We start from the raw sequence: 19819 nt of genomic DNA, 5'->3' as shown, positions 1-19819 counted from the left end.
CCGTAACGTCATGGTTTATACTGGTCCGATAAGGAGGGGATGCATGATGAATATCAAAGAGGCAGCAAGCAGGCTTGGTATATCGGCAAGAGCCATTCGTTTTTATGAAGAAAAAGGATTAATTCTCCCCGCCAAACAGTCCAGTAACGGGTATCGTACCTATACCGAGAATGATATCTGGCGGCTTCAGACCATTGCTGCGCTGCGTGAGATTGGCATGTCCCTACAGGATATAACACACGCGCTCGGAGAGATTGATCAAGGGAATCAGCAGCGGCTGGAAGAATATCTGGAGCTGCAACAGGCCGTCATGTATGCCCAGTGGATTGAGTTGAAACGTATGATGGATACAACCCAGCGCATGATTGACCTGAATCGTCAGGACGGACCGCTGGATGTCAGCCATCTACACGATCTCGCGGACAGTGCGCGTCGCCTGCGCGAAGCCCGGCAGAACTGGCATGATCGGTGGAATTATGACACGCAGGCAGCCATCCATGATCAACGAGTGCAGGCAGAAGGCAGAGTCAGTACTGAACACCCCAGCATAGAGGGCAGGCATCATTCAGCCACCCCCTCGCCTATAAGCGATGAGAATGAAGTTTCACATCCACACCAGGATGCAGATCATTCCGCGCCAAGCGATTCCAATGATACGGTACAGTCTTCCTTTTATCTGTATCACAACTATGAGGAAGCGCTCGAACAGACGGCTCAATGGATCTCTCCCGCCCTTGGTGAGAAAGGACTCGATATTGGTACAGGCACAGGTAATCTGGCTGGGAAACTGCTACAGCACGGCGCAGACATGACTGCAATCGACCAATCCCGGGAGATGCTGCGCAGATGTCGTATCAAATATCCCGAGATGCATGTAAAACTTGGGAATTTTCTGGCGCTGCCTTTTGCCGATCATTCCTTCGATTTTGTTGTATCCAGCTTTGCTTTCCATCATCTGAGTCCAGACCAGCAACTACTGGCCTTACAGGAGATGCAGCGGGTATTAACCTCGCGCGGACGTATCGGTCTAACCGATCTGATGTTTGTTGATGCGACTCACCGTGATTCCTATATTCGACAGGCAGAAACCACAGGACACGAGGAACAGCTGCGCGCCTTGCGCGAACGTCACTTCCCTCTACTCAGTGAGCTATGCGGCTGGTTGGAACAACAGGGCTACGTAACAAAGCATGTGCGGCATAATGAGCTGTTACATACGTTGCTGGCAGTTCCACTGCGGTAAGCAATCGTAAGAGCGTATGGCAAAAAGGCCATCCCGCCTTTGAATAAAGGAGGATGACCTTGGTGTACATCATGCTATGAGATTACATATAGATATCAACAATCGTGCGCTCAGTTGCACTCCGTGCTTGTCTGAACTCATCAAGCGAGATGCTTACACCGCCCTGACGGTAACGGTTCGCTGTACGCTCGGTAGGAATGTCCTTGCCATTCACCGCTACACGGCTCACAGCACCTTCGTTCAAGTGATAGATAAACGTCACCGGCTCACCTGCATATTCAAATTCGAATTGCATGCCGTTCAGCTCAGCTGGCAATACCGGGTCAATGACCAGATCGCCGCCCTCTTGACGAATGCCAAGTGCATTGGAGATCAGCTGGTTCATGTAGATTCCAGGGCCGCTGGAGTAGATTCTCCATCCGCCTTTCACCTGTACAGTACCTTTACGAAGCTGGTCAAAATGCTCCTGTGCCTCGTAACGCGTATTAAACTTACCGTCCGAACTACTGAAGTATGAGTTCGCTTGGCGAATCTCTGCGTTAGGTACAACCTCGCCGATACCAACCGGGTTGATCATCGCGAGACCATTCCACACCTGATCTGTCTTACCGAGCTTCGCCATCGCTTCTACGTAACGGATATGGGCGTGTACATATTGCAAACCAATCTCACGACCGAAGTTGGATGCTTGCTCTGCACGTTTGAAGTGTGTGCTTACTCCGCCAGCATACTGAGCCGGACGATTCATCAGACGCACGCCATCCGGGCACAGGAACTGTTCACGGATCAATGCATAATGCGATTCTGCTTGCTCCGCATTCAGCAATTCACCGATCATGCTGCGCGTCATTGGCAACAGGCGATATTGAATGCCTGTCTCTGTATCCGTTGGATGAAGCATCAGCTTCGCTTGGTCGGCTTCTTCCATGTATACAAAACCTGGAATCACATCTGTGCCCAGCATGTAACGGTTAAAGTCCTCACGAATGCCTTGAGCCAGCACGTCCAGCTCCTGTGCAAAGTCCGCATCCTTGAATTTCAGCGCTTGCGAGAGCACATTCACGGACTGATACGTCAATGCCACCGTCCAACTGCTCACCATGTATTGCTTCAGCTGTGCATTGGCTGGTTGGAGCGTATCATCCCAGTCGCCATCTCCGTAGGAAGACAGGAACGTATCATGCAGGAAGTGCGAACGAATATATTCAATCTCTTTTTTCGCGTGATCCAGTACCGTTGCTGTTTCTTCCGTGAACCCGAAGCTATGTTTAACCGTATAAGGTACTTTCTCATCCAGGATTGCATAGTCGCGAGTCGCTGTCAGGTAATCCGCCAGCACTTTCAGCGGCCATACGATGATGTCGCCATGGCTCTCTTCCTGTTGGATCGCAAAGTATTTATCAAACATGAACCATTGCGGCCAGTTGCCATCATCTTCATATTGGTGGGTATAAACCATTTTGATGATATCGCGAACTTGCTCATATTTTTGCGTTGCCATAAAGTACTCCACCGGACCTTGGCATACATCCCGTGTACCCCAAGCTGCACCGCCGTACTGCTCCAAACCGTGAGGCACGGAGTAGTGAACCAGCATGTTGTGGGTGTACCACCAAGCCAGCGCATTTACTTTGAACAGATCCTCAGCACTCTGACCTTCTCCACGGGACAAACGGAACCCGTTCATCACACCTGCGAAGAACTCGCGGTATGCCTGCACTTCCTCTTCAAAAGTAAGGCTTGAACCTGCTACCACTCCGCTATCCGCTTGACCTTCCAATACCCCCTGTACCTTCAGCGTCCATTCAGCACTCGCTTCCAGACTAAGGGTAACCAGTGATGCGGAACCACTGCGGATACCACTTGCCAGCAACGTTTCGTCACCTACATTTACAGTCGCGCCATCCACCGACATACGGTATTGCAGATCCGGATACGTTCCAGCACTAATCGCTTGTGGATCAGCCTTGAAGATCAATGTATCGCCGTCCTGCGTCATATGCAGTGGATACTCGTATTCATTCACATTCATCGTAATCTGGTTTGTTACCAGGTAACGGTATGCCGCGCCACTTGTGGAGCGTACGTTCATGCTTACTTCCGTAGTATGTGCGCCTGTGTAATTGGTCACGATGATCGTATCGGATGCCGTTTTGTAGATCCAACGTACATAGTTAAAGCCAATTTCGAACAGGGAAGGCATCGTCAGCAGACGATATTGTCCGTCCATTTCCACATAAATGCGTTGTCCCGCCGTTTTCGGCACGTTTAATGCATTGCGGGCATTACTGATCATTTTATTAAAATTGGTGTTACCAATAACGAGTTGTGAGTTGAAAATACCGTACATATACGATGTTGTCGTAATAACCTGTGCTCCAAGTTGCACGTTGCCACCACTCATCAGAATGTGACCGTGCGGACGCTCTACGAGCAATTCTTTTGCTTTCAGAACGATATGTTCATAGCTGCCTGTGAAGAAGGATAACAGTTCCTCACCGCTGTGCTCTTCCTGATGACGATCAGGGAACAGATCATGAATCTCATCTTGTGTCAGATCAAGTGTAACCAGCGGTTCGCCCAAGAAAGAGGAGAGTTTTACCTGTTCCAACGTATCTCCGTTTTCCACAGTCAGAGCCTGTACTTCATTCCATGCTGCTGTAACTTCATCTCCGAATTCCAGTGCAGAGATTCCTTCCGCATGATTAGGCTTCGCTAGTCCATAAAAGACCACCTGTGCTTCTCCGTTCAGATTCAGCAGTTCAGATTGCAGCGCCGTGTAGGCAAATTCATACTGATACGTCTCATTTGCCAGCGTTGGGCGCTTCAAGCTCTCTGGTTGATTCGTTTCCTTGTACGACAGACCGAAGAATTGGAATCCATCTGTGGAGTAACCGACTGCTTTCGTCAGGGAACCTTGTTGCATATAAGGAAATGCACCGCCCTGAGGCTGGTTTTGACGGGAACAAACGACATAACCTTTCGCTTCATCTTCAAACACCGTATGGTCAATGTATTGTGAAAGATAAGCTTCATTGCTGCGTACCGCACCTGGATCAGCAAGACCTACATCCTGTCCGTACACCACGTCTACGTTATGTTGTTGTCCTGTGAGCTTCACATCCCAGAACCATACACCTTGCGGTGTAGCCGTAAATACGACCTGATAGCCAATGCCTTGTTCGCTACCTTCCAGCTGGACTGTGCCCTCCCAGATCAACTGGTTGCTGGACTGTGCTTTGCTTGTAATCACCTTGCTGTTCGAACGTACACCGAGCAACGGGAACGAGCTGATATTCTCCCCCTCATGTACACGCAGGTACAGGTTGTTCAGAGATCCATCAATCTGGTTGCTGAGCAACTGGTTCAGCATGGTTGTACCGGATGTAGCCTGGTATAGGTCGCCACTGTTCAAAAAGGTAAAAGATAACTCTCCGGCACTTAAGCGGATCGGTTCATTAATCATCGTTGTCATAAGGTTCACTCCTTGAATTAGTTAAAATCGAAACGTTTCGATAATTTTGAAAAAGAATAGGGGCCTCTTCAAACCGGCTTTTTACAGCCCGTCCGGACGATAACCCCATCATTAAACTTTTACTTCCAGCATGCAGGCAGTTCTTTGTTGTTCAGACTCGGTCTAAACCGAACGTACAGAGCTGCGCTCGATCATATTAATCGTTAACGTATATGAAGGGTCAACCGCTTCGCCATTGAGCATCTGGAATAACAGATGTCCGGCGAGCGACCCGGCTTCATGCTTCGGCTGGCGTATCGTTGTCAGCGGTGGATGCACATATTCGGACAACTGAATATCGTCAAAACCGATCACGGAAATATCATTCGGCACCGATATACCACGCTCTTCCAATGCTTTCAGGCCGCCAATCGCCATCTCATCGTTACCGTAAAATACCGCTGAGGGAAGCTCGCCCTGCATGATCATCATTTTGGTTGCACTGTATCCGCCCTCACGCACAAAGTTACCGTTCAGACGCCATTTGGACTTTTCTTCAAGTCCCGCTTCCCGCATCGCTCGCAGATACCCTTGGTAACGGAGCGCGTTGTCATACGAGTTGGATGGGCCACTGATATAAGCGATCTTCTGATGTCCTGCCTGAATCAGGTGGCGGGTTGCAAGGTAACCGCCCTGCTCTCCATCCACCAGCACGTTGACCAAATGGTCACTCGACAGCTGACGATCCATCACAATGATCGGAAAACGATGACCGGCAGATTCTACCAGAATATCATCATGAATGTTATGCGCCAGGATGATGGCTCCATCTACTCTTTTTTCACGCAAGAATCGCACTGCCGTTGAATCCCGTCCACCCATGGAGCTGCAAGCAATTAGGTCATACCCGTTCGCGAGGGCTACATCCTGTACACTACGGATCAACTCCGAGTAATACGGGCCCGACAGATCGGTCAGGATCAAAGCGATCGTGTTCGTCCGGCTCCGTTTCAGGTCCATGGCAAAGCCGTTCTTGCGGTAATTCAGTTCTCGTGCTGCCTCAAGCACTTTAGCCTTGGTCTTGGCACTAACCTTGCTATCCCCGCTCAGCGCATAGGAAGCAGTCGAGAGTGCTACACCTGCCAGCTTTGCCACATCCTTAATCGTTGCCATTCCACGTTCGCTCCTTCTAAACTAAAACAAATTCAAGGTTATCTACATTCTATACGATACATGGTTAGAACAACCACTAAATCCTTCATTATCGTTCATTAATCTTTGTACATATCATAGCTATGGATGTCAATCGAAACGTTTCGAGGTATTCTCAAAAAAAATCCTTGTTTCGATCCTTCCGGTACCACTGTTGAAGTACCTCATTCCAATCCGTACCATTAATGATGGTTATGACGCGTCTTTCAATCTGACGCCCCCTGAACAGTTTGTGCCTAACACAATGAAACTAGCAGTAAACGTCAGATTGAAACGTTTCGACATTTTCATTATAGTCGGTGTTGATAGCGATTTCAACCACTTTATCTATTTTTCATAGAAAAAGTTGATTTGTTCAATCTGTCCATCCACGTCACTTCGTTTATAGTATATACTGCATAATAGTCGAGATCCGAGAATTACGCCAGTACACCAGGGGCATGAGACGAATAATGCCTTTGCTGACTTATGTAAGGAGACAGTTATCTAATGAATATTTCCAAGCCCATTTACCATAAAAAATCGCTGTCCCGTCCCATTTCCTTGCAGAAGATTCAGTCCGTACCTGTTGCCCTTTTCAAGCTGTGCCATCTGGTGCAGCTTCACGACCGCGAGGCATTCTCCCGCATAGATGAGATGTGGAGCACACTTCACGTACTATACGTCATTACTGCTGGCCAGGCCAGGCTGATTAGTGAAGAGGGTAAACTGACATTAAATGCAGGCTGTGCAGTCGTTCGGCAAGCTGGAAGCCTGCTTCAGCACGAGAACAAGCGCGGCACTCTGTCGCCAATACAGGGCATTGCTATTGCTTTTGATTTCACTGAAAATGAACAGCTATTCTGGCCGTTCGGGATACCAGCTCCCATTGCGAGTCGTACTCTCACCGATAGGGCACTAGAGCTGGTTCAAGCAAGTTCGAAGGGCCATGATTCCAGCCCATTCAGGCCACATATGCTTTTCTATGAGTTACTGGATATTTTGCGGGATCATGTGGCTCACTCTGCTCATGAAGATCACTCCTGGCTCGATGCCGTGCTCAGACATATCCATCAGATGTATACCCATCCGTTAAGCCGCGAACAATTGGCACGGGATGCAAATGTGAGCCCTGAGCATTTTTCACGGGAGTTCAAGAAACATACTGGTCTTACGTTTGTTGAATATGTGACTCGTCTCAGAATCAGGATGGCTCAAGAACATCTGTTGTTCGCGAACCCTACACTACAGGAGATTGCACAACTGACAGGCTACAGGGACACATTCTATCTGAGCCGCAAATTCAAACAGATGGTTGGATCGGCACCAACACACTACCGGAAAATGCCCAAAAAGATTGTATCTTTGACTTACAATTATACAGCCTCACTTCTGGCATTGGGCCTCACTCCCCACATGGGTGCCGTCGCCAGCTGGATGGAAGAAAAACGTGGTGAACATGGTTATGATGGTCATGAGCAATTTGAGCAACATTCCGAATACGAGCTGGTTAAACATACGGATCTGATTGCAAACGCTCAGCCCGATGTCATTGTCGGATATGCACCGCATCCCGCTTCCGATGAACTACGTCTGATCGCACCGACCATTCTGATGCCCTTTGAGGAACTCGATTGGCAGGAGCAGCTTCTTCATTTGGGCAGAATCACCGGGCTTGAGTCCAATGCACAGACGTTGTTAAATCGATATCATCAACTTGAACAAGAGGCCAATCATACATTGGATCAATGGATGGAAGGGACACGTGGGTCAGCTGTTTGCATGTTTATGATTGGAGAGGACGGTGCATATATCTATGGCCATGGCTGGGGCAGAGCTTCTCATGTGCTGTATCAATCGCTGGGCTTCACCCCACCGTCACGGATGGAGCAGGATGGGCAGTTACTCACGGGGTACGTTCATGTTCCGTTGTCTGAGATTCACTTGTATGCAGCAGATCACATGTTTGTCGCCTTCCCTGAGGAACCTGCCGAACGAGAAATGCTGGATAACCTGCTGAATCAGGAATCCTGGGGGACCCTCTCCGCCGTTCGTGAAGGACGTGTATACGAGATTGATGCCGACATGTTCTATGGATTCGATCCCTTGTCCGTTATGGAGCAATTGCAGCATATCATGCATCACCTGACATCATAATTGTCCATGCAGTAGTGATCATAGTTGTCCATGTACAAATATCCCATCTTCCTCTATGTTATTAATGAGAATAATAATCATTATTGATTATACACAGGGGGAACAAAAATATGTTTGCTGCAAAAAAACGCTTTTCCGGCTTGCTTCTTATGCTCGCCATCATTATGATTCTGGCTGCATGTAGCAGCGGAACAGGCTCAACCGCCACTGAACAGACATCGGCAGCGGGAACCGAAACGACAACAGCCTCTTCAGAGACGAACACAGACACGTCGTCCGGTTCAGACAATTCAAATGCTACACGGACCTACAAGTCATTAAGCGGAGATGTTGAAATTCCGGCTGAACCGAAACGAATCGTTACCGATATGTACGTAAGTGATCTGCTTGCACTGGGTGTGAAACCTGTTGGTGCTGTTCAATATTATTTGGAAAACCCGTTCTATGCGGATCAGGTGGCGGGCATAGAGAGTATCGGTGATCGGGCGGCAGTATCCATGGAGAAGGTTGTTGCCTTGAACCCGGATCTGATCATTACCTACTCTGATCAAGCCGAAGAGATTGAAAGTTATAAAAAAATCGCACCTACCGTGGTCATTCCGTATGGTACATTCACCAATGTGCATGACGAAATCCGGGGATTCGGAGAGCTGATGAACAAATCCGAAGCAGCCGAAGCTTGGCTGAAAACGTACGATGAACGGATTGAAGCCGCTCGCGCTAAAGTGAAAACAGTCATTAAACCGGAGGAAACCTTCTCCATCCTTGAAGTATCCGACAAAAGTTATTATGGATATGGAGACAATTTTGGTCGAGGAGGACAAGCGGTTTACCGTGCTTTGCAACTTGCCCCACTCGAAATCACCAAAAAAGAACTGATGGGTGATACCCAATGGAAAGAAATTTCGCGTGAAGTTGTTGGTGATTATGCAGGGGATCATATCTTCTTAACCGTTGGAGAGAACAATAAAAATTACCAAGGTGACTCCATCTGGCAATCCCTGCCGGTTGTAAAAAACAATCAGGTGTATGAGCTGCTGGAAGACCGTTACTGGTACTTCGACCCGATTGCGATTCAAGGTCAGGCTGAGGAATTCGCCGATATGATCGTAGAACGTGCCGAGCAAAACCGTAAATAACATAAGCATGAATACAGGTGTCCGGACAGGCTAGGGCGCGTCTGAAAACTCCGAAGGAAGCAGATTTTGCCGAATTTTCGTTCCAAGCAAGAAAGTTTTCCGCAGGCGTGCCGGGAGGCACGTCAAGGGAAAGTGACGCAGCAGGGGGCGAAAAGGCGGTAAAAGATGCACTTCAGCGAGTTTTGAGACACGCCCTGATTAGCCTGCTCGGGCATTTGTGTCATATCGAGGAGGACTTACATATGCTTCGCCGTTTTATGTCTTATTATCGCCCTTACAAAAGGCTCTTTATCTTGGACTTCTCCTGTGCCATCGCCGCCGCTCTGCTGGAGCTGGCCTTTCCACTCGCCGTTAACCGGGTGGTCGATCAACTGCTTCCGGCTGGCAATTGGTCCATGATCTTGGCTGCGTGTGTCGGATTGCTCGGCATCTACCTGCTCAGTTCCTTTTTCCATTATGCAGTGACCTATTGGGGCCACAAGCTTGGCATTAACATCGAATCCGATATGCGGCGTGAACTGTTCCAGCGAGTACAGAAGCAGTCCTTCCGTTTCTTCGATAACAATAAGACCGGACATCTGGTCTCCCGCATGACCAACGATCTGATGGATATTGGTGAGATCGCACATCACGGACCCGAGGACTTATTCATCGCCTTCATGACACTGGCCGGAGCTTTCGGGATTATGCTGGGGATCAACTGGCAGCTCGCTGTGATGACGTTCATCATCGTTCCGCTGATGATCTACCTGTCACTGTATTTCAGTCGCAAAATGTCCAAGGCGTTCAAGCGCATGTTTGCGGATATCGCCGATTATAATGCACGGGTAGAGAACAATGTGAGCGGCATCCGTGTGGTACAAGCTTTTGCCAATGAAAAGCATGAAGTAGGACGTTTCGTTGAGAACAACGAACGTTTCAGACTCACCAAATTGATCACCTACCGCATTATGGCCTGGAACTCTTCACTCAGTTTTATCCTGATGAAATTTGTATCGCTGTTTGTACTGGTATGTGGAACCTGGTTTGTCATTCAAGGCAGTATGACATACGGAGAATTCATCGCTTTTGTGATGTTATCCAATGTATTCCTCGGACCGATTGAGAAGATTAACTCCGTCATCGAGACGTATCCCAAAGGCATCGCCGGATTCAGACGTTACCTGGAGTTGCTTGAGGCTGTACCAGATGTAGAAGATACTCCTCAGGCGAAACCGATTCCGAATGTCAAAGGCGATATTACCTTCCATAACGTTACCTTTTCTTATGGAGAACACAAACCTACGCTGTCTCAGGTCCATCTGGATATTCAGGCAGGCCAGACGGTTGCTCTGGTTGGACCTTCGGGCGGAGGTAAAACGACGTTATGCAGTCTGATCCCACGTTTCTACGATGTGGATGCGGGACATATCTCCATTGATGGCATTCCGGTGAAGGACATGACGCTGGAATCACTGCGCTCCCATATCGGGATTGTGCAGCAGGATATTTTCCTGTTTGACGGAACGATTCGTGAAAATATTGCATACGGCAAGCTGAATGCTTCCGATGAGGAAATCTGGCAAGCCATTCGCCGGGCCCAACTGGAAGAGCTGGTACAATCCCAGCCAGATGGACTCGATACCATGATTGGTGAACGTGGCGTGAAACTGTCCGGCGGACAGAAGCAACGTCTATCCATCGCAAGAATGATCCTGAAAAACCCGCCAATTCTCATTCTGGATGAAGCTACCTCCGCACTCGATACCGAGACGGAAGCTGCCATTCAACTGGCGTTGTCCGAGCTGGCCCAAGGACGTACGACATTGGTGATCGCCCATCGTCTGGCAACCATAAGACACGCGGATCGCATCGTAGTCGTGGAGAACGGCACCGTCGCTGAACAAGGAAGTCATGAAGAACTACTCGCGCGCAAAGGCTCGTACAGCCGACTGCATCAAGCCCAGTTTGGTTAAAGGCAGGGCTTAAACGCTTTAAGTTCAATATATGAGTTATACAAATAAGTCACTACAACAGCAAAACAACCTTCCTTCTGTACAAGAGGGAAGGTTGTTCTGTCATCGGAGTGGCAAGTGTAAATGACGTTTAGTTCAATTTATATCACTTACCACCCAAAATGGCATTCGCTCGCTCACGAAATTCCACCGCCGCCTGCTCAGGCGTAATTTTGCCAAACAGTAGCAGATCATACAACTCTCGCAATACCGCAGTGACCTCTGGCGCACCTACGGGATCAGGAGGGTCCATCTGAGTGCTGTTATCCGCAACCCAATCAATATAGTCAAACACCTGCGCCAGCTCCGGTTCAACCACCAGCTTCATCCGCTCTTTGACACTGGATGAGACGGGCACACCCCGCTCTCCTTTGAGCAGCAGATTGACATCCAAATCATTAACAAAAAAGCTGATGAACTTGGCCGCCTCCTCCTTATGTCTGGAATTGCCCGCCATGGAGAAAAACATGCCTGGCTTCAAAAACAATCCATCCTGGCTGTTTGGCCCAGGCATTGGGGAGATGGTTAAGGGTTTACCATAACGCTGAGCGGTGCTGATAAATTGGTTGGAATACCCCCAGCTAAACAAAGCCTCTCCCAGATAAAACGGGTCGTTATCAGGCTGGCCAATATCTGATGTCCAGATATCAGGTGCAAAAATAAGCTGCTTCTCCGCGAGCTGCTGCATCCTGCCAAAGTATTCAATAAACAACCCATCATCTTCATAACCCAATCCCTTTCCATCCTCCGCGTACAGCTTGGAACCGTACTGTCTCAAGTAATACGCGAAAAACTGTTCCGGCGTGAAATAGGTTCCCAGATAGATGCCTTTTCCGAGCAATTGCTCGCCCATCCGGTCAAAATCCGCCCATGTCCACGTATCCGTTGGCAATTCAATATCATTGGCCTTTAACACTTCCGGATCATAGATGCTGAGCATGGCGTTAACCCCCAAACTGAGACCATAGGTTTTTCCATTCAGGCTACCACTCTCCAGCTGTTCCTTCTCAATATCTGTCGTGTCAATCAGCCCGCTCTGCATGTACGGCGTCATGTCTTCCAAGAGTTGCAGCGAACTGTACTGGGACAGATAGGAGATGTCCATCTGGATAATGTCGGGCAACGCATTGCCTGCTGCATGTGGGGCAAGTTTTCTCCAGTATTCGTTGAAACTGCTATATTCGTATTCAATGTTTACATGTGGATTCAACTTCTCATACAGGTCGATAACAGCTATCGTTGCATTGTTGCGAAACTCCCCACCCCACCAAGCGATTCGCAGCGTTATCGGCTCTTCTTCCACAATCATGCCTGGCCTTTGATCCAACTGGTTCACGCAGCCAGGAAGAGTCAGCATAAGGCAGAGCATGCCTATCATTCGCATCCATCTTCCCATAGCTTCTCCTCCTTACCTGGTGATGGGGGTGGCAGCAGCACCGTTACTCTCGTTCCAAGCCCCGGATTGCTCTCCAGCAGAACATCATATTCTTCGCCAAAAGCCAGACGTACCCGCTCCCTGATATTCAGCAGACCAATACCTGTGCCTCTGGTTTTCACTTCACCGCGCAGCACCTGTTCCACATATTCGGGTTCCATGCCGGGACCGTGATCCTCCACGATAAGGGCCAGCTTGCCACCTGATATCTCGGCATACACTCGAATCAGACATGATCCAACCTGTGGTTCCAAACCATATTGAATGGCATTCTCCAGTAGCGGCTGTAGGGTCAACTTGGGAATGGCACAACCCAGATAAGAAGCAGGCACATCCATACGGAAATCCAGCCGCTCCCGGAAACGGTAGGTCTGAATGGTGATGTAATGATTGACGATCTCCAGTTCTTCGGCAATGGTAATGATATTTTGCTTGAAGCTGATGGAGGAACGCAGCAAATAGCCAAGTGACAGCACCATACTGGAGATTTGCTCCTGCCTGTTCTTTTTGGCGAGCCAATGGATCGAGTCCAGCGCATTATACAGAAAGTGAGGATTGATCTGCGCCTGCAGCGCCTTGAACTCCGTTTCTTTAATGACCAGCTGGCTTGCGTAATTTTCTTTGATTAATGTATTAATATGTGTAATCATCAGTCGATACGTACGCTGTAATAACCCCAGTTCATCCATGTGCTGATGTGTTGGAATAGACAGATTGGCATCCATATTCTCCAGATCCCCATACTGTACTTCCTTCATCTGACTGATGAGCTGCCTGATGGGCCTTGTCAGACTTCGTGCGAACACCATACCAAGCGCGAGAACAACCAGAATGGCGATAAGATAAACGACGATCAAACTATTTTTCAACCATATAATACGTTCAAAAATTGCATCATAAGAGGCCATATTATAATACACCCAGCCGGTGTATGCGGATTTCTTCTGGGAAAGAAATATCTCCCTCCCATCCAGATTTTTGATCTCATATCCCCCACTGCCTGGAAGTGGATTCAGCCCCGTGGACACCGCTTCTGGAAGCTGGCGATAAGGATAGACCACCTCACTGCCTGCTTTTAAAATAATGTCACTGTCCTGGCTATCAATGCCCGCATACTCCTCAACGAGTCGCTCGATATTAATACGCAGAAACAGTATGCCTACCGGTTCCAGGGTCATCGGTTCGTAGGCTCTCACCTGACGGACCATAACCAGCATCGGGTCATCGTCATCCGGGTATAACCAGCGTACTGCACCATTGGCCTGCTCCGCAGCCGCAATCATCCGATCATATTTTTCCTGGGATACGGTCAGTGTCTCGCCATATTTATTGACTCTTCCTCTGGAATCAATCAAATGAACGGACTGCACATAACGTGCAGCCCCACTAATATGCTCCCATAGCCGATCCGTGATCTTCTTTCGTTCAATAAAGCTTGAATATGCGCTATCGTCATCCAGCAACGACTTCAAGGCTCTTTGAATCTGAGTATCGGAGATCATGTTTAATAATAACGCTTCCAACTTCTGAAGTTCAACATCCACTGTAGACGAAGAAAGGTTCAGAAGTCGGGATGACTTATCAAACAGCTGTTTGTCATACACCGAGTACGTATAATACAAGGACCCAAACGCCAGGATGATGATAAACGCCATCATGAACATAATCATCAGAAACATTTTCATTTTGATGCTGAGTTTGCGGTAGGCTGTCATGACCAAAGCGCTCCTTTGAACCACGTGATACTACTAGGTATATCACATGCAGGAAGGTTTTCCCAAAGTTTTAGCGCTCGATGCCTCACGTATTATTTGGACTGATATCGGTCATAGGCCGCCTGATGAACCTCAATCGCCCGGTCAATGCCCATGCTCTTGATTGTTTCGGCCATCGTGTCAAATTCGGTGATCGGCTTCTGTCCGCTAATGATGGCAGTCATCGTTTCATTCAAATACGTATTCACCTGGCTCATGATGGACGTACTTGTGGTCACCTCATCTGTTGACAAACGAATTGGAGGAAGCGTTAATGCAGAGCTTGCTTTCATCCATTCCGCATTCGCCGCACGTTGTCCGTCGTCAAATAATAATGCATCCAGGTAACGGCTATCCTGATTGATCGGACCGTCCATAATGGATAAGGCATAGGAAGCGAGTGCCTGATCATACGTCAGACCGTTCGGATTATTAATGATGGTATCTGTGAATTTGACACCTTCCCCATCACGAACGTAGCTGTCATTTTCGATACCAAAGTTGAACAGATCACTACCCTCTTCGCTATAGTTGTAATCCATCCACTGAACAATATATTTCAATTTGTCTTCGTCTGCGGAAGCCGTAATGGCCTCACCATAAGTCAACACTTTAGCGTCCAGATTAAATGTCGCATAGGACGTTCCATCCGGAGATACAGGCCACGGTACACCAGTCACGTTAAAGTTCGGATCCGTATCTCTCATCAGATTGAAGTATTTCCCCATGCCGCTGAACACACCACCCTGATATGCGCCTGCCAGATTGCTGGTGACCTTGTAATCGAAAGCTTTACCGTCATTGGTCATGATCTCGGGATCAATCAGCCCTTCCTTGTACCACTTGGCCATGGTCTCCAAGAAATCACGGTAGCCCGGCTGAATCGGTCCAAACTCCACCTTGTCTCCATTCATCTGGAAGCCACCAATTACACCAAAGGCCGCGGCAAAATCATGGAGCTTAGTCAGGTTACCCGGTCCCCAGTTTCCGGTGAATGGCAGCTCATCTGGCTTGCCGTTGCCGTTGGGGTCCTGTTCCTTGAATGCCTTAAGCACCGTATACCACTCATCAATGTTGGTAGGTACTTTGAGATTTAATTTATCAAGCCAGTCCTGGCGCATAATTAAACCGGAAGTGGCATTCAGCTTCAATGCATCCAGCTTGAGCAGCGGAAACATATAGATCGTGCCATCGTCGAGTGCAATCTGTTTCTTCACATCCGGATCGGATTCAATAATCCGCTTTAAGTTCGGTGCATAACTGTCGATCAGTTCGTTCAATCGAATGATTCGACCATCCTTGATCATTTTTTCCGGTCCGCCAACGGCATCCGCCCAGTTATAATAAATGACATCCGGTAGTTCTTTCGTGGAGATCAACAGATTGAACTGGTCACGTTGTTGTCCAAGCGGAGGATGTGTGAACTTCACTTTGATTCCCGTCAATTTCTCCTTTTCCTTGTAAGACGCCATATCGCCAAAATTGTTCAAGGAAGCTGTCAGTTTGGCATCATTGGCGCGCCAGTAGTCAATGGTAAATGGCTCACTTGTAATCGGTAGCGGAATCTCGGTTAATGCCTGCACCGCAGGTTCTGTTCCTTCTGCTGGCTCTGCGTTACCTGGTTCATTATCACCCGTACAGCCCGCCAGTAAAGACATGGTAAGTAGCGATGACAACAGGATGGACCCCATTCTTTTTTTCACGTAATTCGCCTCCATAGGATACATTTTTTATTGTTTCACAGCACCGATTAGAGCGCCCTGAACAAAATAACGTTGGATGAACGGATATACCAGCATAATCGGCAGCGTGGAGATAATGATGGTTGCATATTTGATGTTCTCCCCAATGGCAAAGCCGGTATCAGCGCCAGCGCCCATAGCCTCTGTACTGCTGCTGATCAGAATATCACGCATAATAATCTGGATCGGATATAACTCCTGACTGCGCAGGTAGAGCATCGGTCCGACATAATCATTCCAATGGTCAACCGCATAATACAGCATCATGACCGCCAGGATTGGCTTTGACAAAGGCAGTACAATTCGGAACAAAATCAGAAAGTCATTGGCGCCATCAAGCTTCGCCGATTCGATCAGACTGATCGGAATGCCTTCGAAGTTTGTTTTCATAATGAGGAAATAGAATGTGCTGATGGCACCCGGAATAATAAGCGCAAAGCGGGTGTCCACCATGCCCAGATTTTGAATCAACAGAAAAGTCGGAATCATACCCCCGCCGAAGAACATCGTGAACGTAATTAACTTCATCAGCGTTTTTCTGCCCATCAGATCACCGCGTGACAGCCCATAGGCGGCCAGCGAAGTCATGAGCAGATTGATGGCGGTACCCACCACAACATAGAACAAGGTGTTCATATATCCCGTATAGATGCGAGTATCTTGAAATACCGACTTGTACGCTCCCAGCTGAAAACCTTCAGGAATGAGCATCAGTGAACGGGAACGCAGCATCTGGTCCGGGTCGCTGATTGAGGAATTGAACACGTACAGCATCGGGTAAAAACATAAAACCATGATCACCAAGAGCAGCAGTGTATTAAATACATCAAAAAGTCGTTCCCCTATAGACTGTTTCATCGCTTCACCTTCCGATTACCATAGACTGGTTGAGTTAAGCTTTCTGCTGATCGCGTTCGCGATAATGAGCAGCGCGAAATTAATGACGCCGTTAAATAGTCCGATGGCGGTTGAATACGTATAGTTCCCCTCCAAAATACCGGATCGATAAACAAAGGTGGATATGACATCCGATGTCTCATAGGTCGGTGCCGTTTGCATCAGCAATATTTTCTGAAAATCCGCGTTCATGACCGCCCCCATACGCAGAATTAACATGATCACAATCGTTGGCATAATGCCCGGCAGTGTAATATGTAATAGCTGTCTCCAGCGGCCTGCACCATCAATTTTGGAAGCCTCATACAACTGTGGATCAATCCCACTAAGTGCTGCCAAAAAGATAATCGAGGCCCAGCCTGCTCCCTGCCATATGTTGGACAGGATGTACATCGGACGGAACATATCTTTTTCCGCCAAAAACATAATCGGCTGCAGATCGAAAAAGTCACGAATGACGTTAAATAACCCACCGTCCAGAGATGAGAACGTTTTCAACATTCCAACCACGACGACAACCGAGATGAAATGCGGCATATAACTAATGGTCTGTACTGCGCCTCTGAACCACTTTTTCCGGACTTCATTCAGCAACAGTGCTAGTAGAATCGGAGCCGGGAAACCAAACACAATACTGTAAAAACTCAAAATCAGTGTGTTCTTAATCAGTCGCCAGAAATAATAACTTTCAAAAAACATGGTGAAGTTGTCAAATCCGACCCATTCGCCTGCCAAGATTCCTTTGATCGGGTTGTAGGATTCCTGAAATGCCATCAGTAGCCCGTACATTGGCCCATAGCTGAAAATCAGATAGTAGGCTACCACAGGAACGAGCATCAGATAGACGTATCTGTTGCGGACAAGTTCCTTTTTCACCGAACTCCATTTGCCAGCTGGCTTCAAACGCCCAGGTTCGATCCCCCGGCTTCGATTCAGCTCCATCCACTCAACCTCCACTCTCGGTATTGATTCACTAACATGACACTTCTAATGATAGAAGCGAGCGCCTTTTCTTCCCATGCTCATTTCCGTTAAATGGATGTTCAAAACCGAGTTCCGTCCGACAAAAAAAGACCCTGCTGCCGATGAATGGCGTACAGGGCCCGATCACAGATTAGATGTAGATCGGATATAGATCGGATATCAGGAAGCTATGTAGAAGCGACAGCAAGGCTGTCCTAGGGTACTTTTTTATACTCGGAAGGGGAGAATCCCGTGTATTTCTTGAACATTTTGCTGAAATACGGCCAGTTGGCACCAAAGCCTGTCTGTTCGGCAAGCGAGGATACAGTGCAGTTCCCATCCTGCTCCAGAAGCTCCAACGCTTTACGGATTCGGTAGCTTAACACATAGTTCGTAAATTTCTCACCGGTTTCTTTTTTGAACATTTTGCCGATGTAGTCTGGATTCATGTATATTTCCCCAGCAATGGACTGGAGTGTTAATGTCTCGTCCTTGTAGCGTTTCTCTACCAACTGTTTCACACTACCTACCATCTGCGATTGTCTGGAGCGGTGTTGTTCGTAGCGGCGCAGCGTGATTTCCTTGGCGACGGCAAGCAGAAACTGTTGAAAAGAATGCAGCGTGCTGGATTCAATCATGCCCGGCAACTGGTCCATATACCTTTTCATCTCGGCAGAGCCGCTGAGTCGAATCATCTCCATAAACATCTGAATAAGATAGGACTTTGTTTGGGATATATCGTATCGCAAGCTGGCAAGCATCTGAAACATCCGGTTCAGCTCTGATCCCACTTCCTGCCAGTGCCCCGCCTTGATTGCAGTAACCATCCGTTCCGGATCGTATTCGAATTCAGGAATAATGCGCTCTCCGGGAGAGTAGACATCCCGCTCCATAATGAGACTGCCCTCACCGAGGTAAAAGCGGTAATTGAGATAAACCAGCGTCTGCATGTACAAATGGCGTGCCTGCGAAAGATCTCCTGGCTCGCTCAGCGCAATCGTGAGATCATCATGGTAATATCGGGTAAATGTGGCACGAATCTCATCGATATTATGGAACAACTGTGTTTCAGACAACTTGTCCTCCATCATCAGTAACACATGACCTCCAACCGTGGCACTTAAGATCGGATTGTGAAAAATATCCTCGGCAATGTTCTTGACTGCGAACAAGTGCAAATACTCATGATCCCCCTCGATCTCTACCAGCAGCAACCGCACACGTTGATCCTGAAACTGTACATCGAATAATTCCTCGAAATACTTCCATTCCTTGACCCCGTATGTTCTGTTCGTGACCAGCTCTTTCAGAAAATATTCCTTGGCATGTGGCAGTACACGCTCCAGATTATATTGGATCGTCTGTACAAAACGCTCCTGATCGGTCAACTCCCGCTTCTCACTGACCAATTCACTAATAGCCTGTACGAGATGCTCTTCACTGCAGGGCTTGAGCAAGTAGTGCTTCACCCCATACTGCATGGCGGTCTTCGCATATTCGAACTCCGTAAAACCCGTGAGCATGATAAACGAGATATGCTGATACTTCTCTGCCACAGCTTCAACCAGCTGTAACCCATCCATTCCCGGCATACGGATGTCCGAGATGATGATATCCGGGCGTTGCCGCTCAATTGAAGCAAGCGCTTCCAATCCATCTTGGGCAATGCCGATCAGTTCTGTTCCTAATCGGGACCAGTTCACCACACTGGAGATCCCGTCCGAGATCATAAATTCATCATCAACCAGCAAAACCTTGTACATCGTATGCGTCCCCCTGCCTTTAACCAGTTCCATTCTATTATATGGGCATTATGCACAAATAGAGGGGAGAACGTTGAATGACATGGG

At 48.1% G+C, this 19819-nt stretch carries 12 protein-coding genes; 4 read left to right on the top strand and 8 right to left on the bottom strand.

The genetic code is table 11. The features are described from left to right. The first annotated feature begins 46 nt into the window (after window positions 1–46). The gene (locus MHI14_RS02440) at window positions 47–1243 is read left to right on the top strand and encodes a methyltransferase domain-containing protein (RefSeq protein WP_341129814.1); all 1197 of its coding nucleotides are present in this window, start codon (window positions 47–49) and stop codon (window positions 1241–1243) included. Between the two features lie 82 nt (window positions 1244–1325). Here the strand turns inward: MHI14_RS02440 and MHI14_RS02435 are convergent, their stop codons facing one another. Together MHI14_RS02435 and MHI14_RS02430 are read right to left on the bottom strand one after the other, a co-directional pair. Further along, a complete protein-coding gene (locus MHI14_RS02435; protein WP_341129813.1) occupies window positions 1326–4718 on the bottom strand; it encodes a GH36-type glycosyl hydrolase domain-containing protein in 3393 nt (1130 codons plus the stop codon). A gap of 162 nt (window positions 4719–4880) precedes the next feature. Then, window positions 4881–5870, bottom strand: coding sequence for a LacI family DNA-binding transcriptional regulator (locus tag MHI14_RS02430; RefSeq protein WP_091012843.1), 990 nt, complete (start codon window positions 5868–5870; stop codon window positions 4881–4883). A gap of 528 nt (window positions 5871–6398) precedes the next feature. Here MHI14_RS02430 and MHI14_RS02425 point away from each other — a divergent pair. From MHI14_RS02425 to MHI14_RS02415, 3 genes are all read left to right on the top strand, one after another. Continuing rightward, window positions 6399–8045 (top strand): AraC family transcriptional regulator, encoded by a 1647-nt coding sequence (locus tag MHI14_RS02425; RefSeq protein WP_341129812.1) that lies wholly within the window; start codon window positions 6399–6401, stop codon window positions 8043–8045. A 110-nt stretch (window positions 8046–8155) separates the two neighbouring features. After that, complete coding sequence (locus tag MHI14_RS02420) at window positions 8156–9184, top strand: ABC transporter substrate-binding protein (RefSeq protein ID WP_341129811.1); 1029 nt, start codon at window positions 8156–8158, stop codon at window positions 9182–9184. 242 nt (window positions 9185–9426) lie between these two features. Then, entirely contained in the window at window positions 9427–11139 is a 1713-nt protein-coding gene (locus tag MHI14_RS02415) for an ABC transporter ATP-binding protein (RefSeq protein ID WP_341129810.1), read from the top strand. A gap of 145 nt (window positions 11140–11284) precedes the next feature. Here the strand turns inward: MHI14_RS02415 and MHI14_RS02410 are convergent, their stop codons facing one another. From MHI14_RS02410 to MHI14_RS02385, 6 genes are all read right to left on the bottom strand, one after another. Next, window positions 11285–12574, bottom strand: coding sequence for an ABC transporter substrate-binding protein (locus MHI14_RS02410; protein WP_341129809.1), 1290 nt, complete (start codon window positions 12572–12574; stop codon window positions 11285–11287). Beyond that, on the bottom strand, window positions 12553–14328 hold the full coding sequence (locus tag MHI14_RS02405; protein ID WP_341129808.1) for a sensor histidine kinase: 1776 nt from the start codon (window positions 14326–14328) through the stop codon (window positions 12553–12555). The genes MHI14_RS02410 and MHI14_RS02405 overlap by 22 nt, the downstream gene beginning before the upstream one ends. 92 nt (window positions 14329–14420) lie before the next feature. Next, window positions 14421–16070 carry an extracellular solute-binding protein gene (locus tag MHI14_RS02400; RefSeq protein WP_249912710.1) on the bottom strand — a complete coding sequence of 550 codons (1650 nt, stop codon included), beginning with the start codon at window positions 16068–16070 and terminating at the stop codon, window positions 14421–14423. Between the two features lie 27 nt (window positions 16071–16097). Then, the gene (locus MHI14_RS02395) at window positions 16098–16967 is read right to left on the bottom strand and encodes a carbohydrate ABC transporter permease (RefSeq protein ID WP_076209737.1); all 870 of its coding nucleotides are present in this window, start codon (window positions 16965–16967) and stop codon (window positions 16098–16100) included. A 15-nt stretch (window positions 16968–16982) separates the two neighbouring features. Beyond that, complete coding sequence (locus MHI14_RS02390; RefSeq protein WP_235193717.1) at window positions 16983–17843, bottom strand: ABC transporter permease; 861 nt, start codon at window positions 17841–17843, stop codon at window positions 16983–16985. A 341-nt stretch (window positions 17844–18184) separates the two neighbouring features. Next, entirely contained in the window at window positions 18185–19732 is a 1548-nt protein-coding gene (locus MHI14_RS02385) for a response regulator (RefSeq protein ID WP_341129807.1), read from the bottom strand. Between the last annotated feature and the right edge of the window lie 87 nt (window positions 19733–19819).

This window comes from Paenibacillus sp. FSL K6-2393, from assembly GCF_038002545.1.
In the GTDB taxonomy this organism is placed as follows: domain Bacteria; phylum Bacillota; class Bacilli; order Paenibacillales; family Paenibacillaceae; genus Paenibacillus.
The sequence above is the reverse complement of the archived record's forward strand: the minus strand, read 5'-3'. Positions and strand labels throughout refer to the sequence as shown.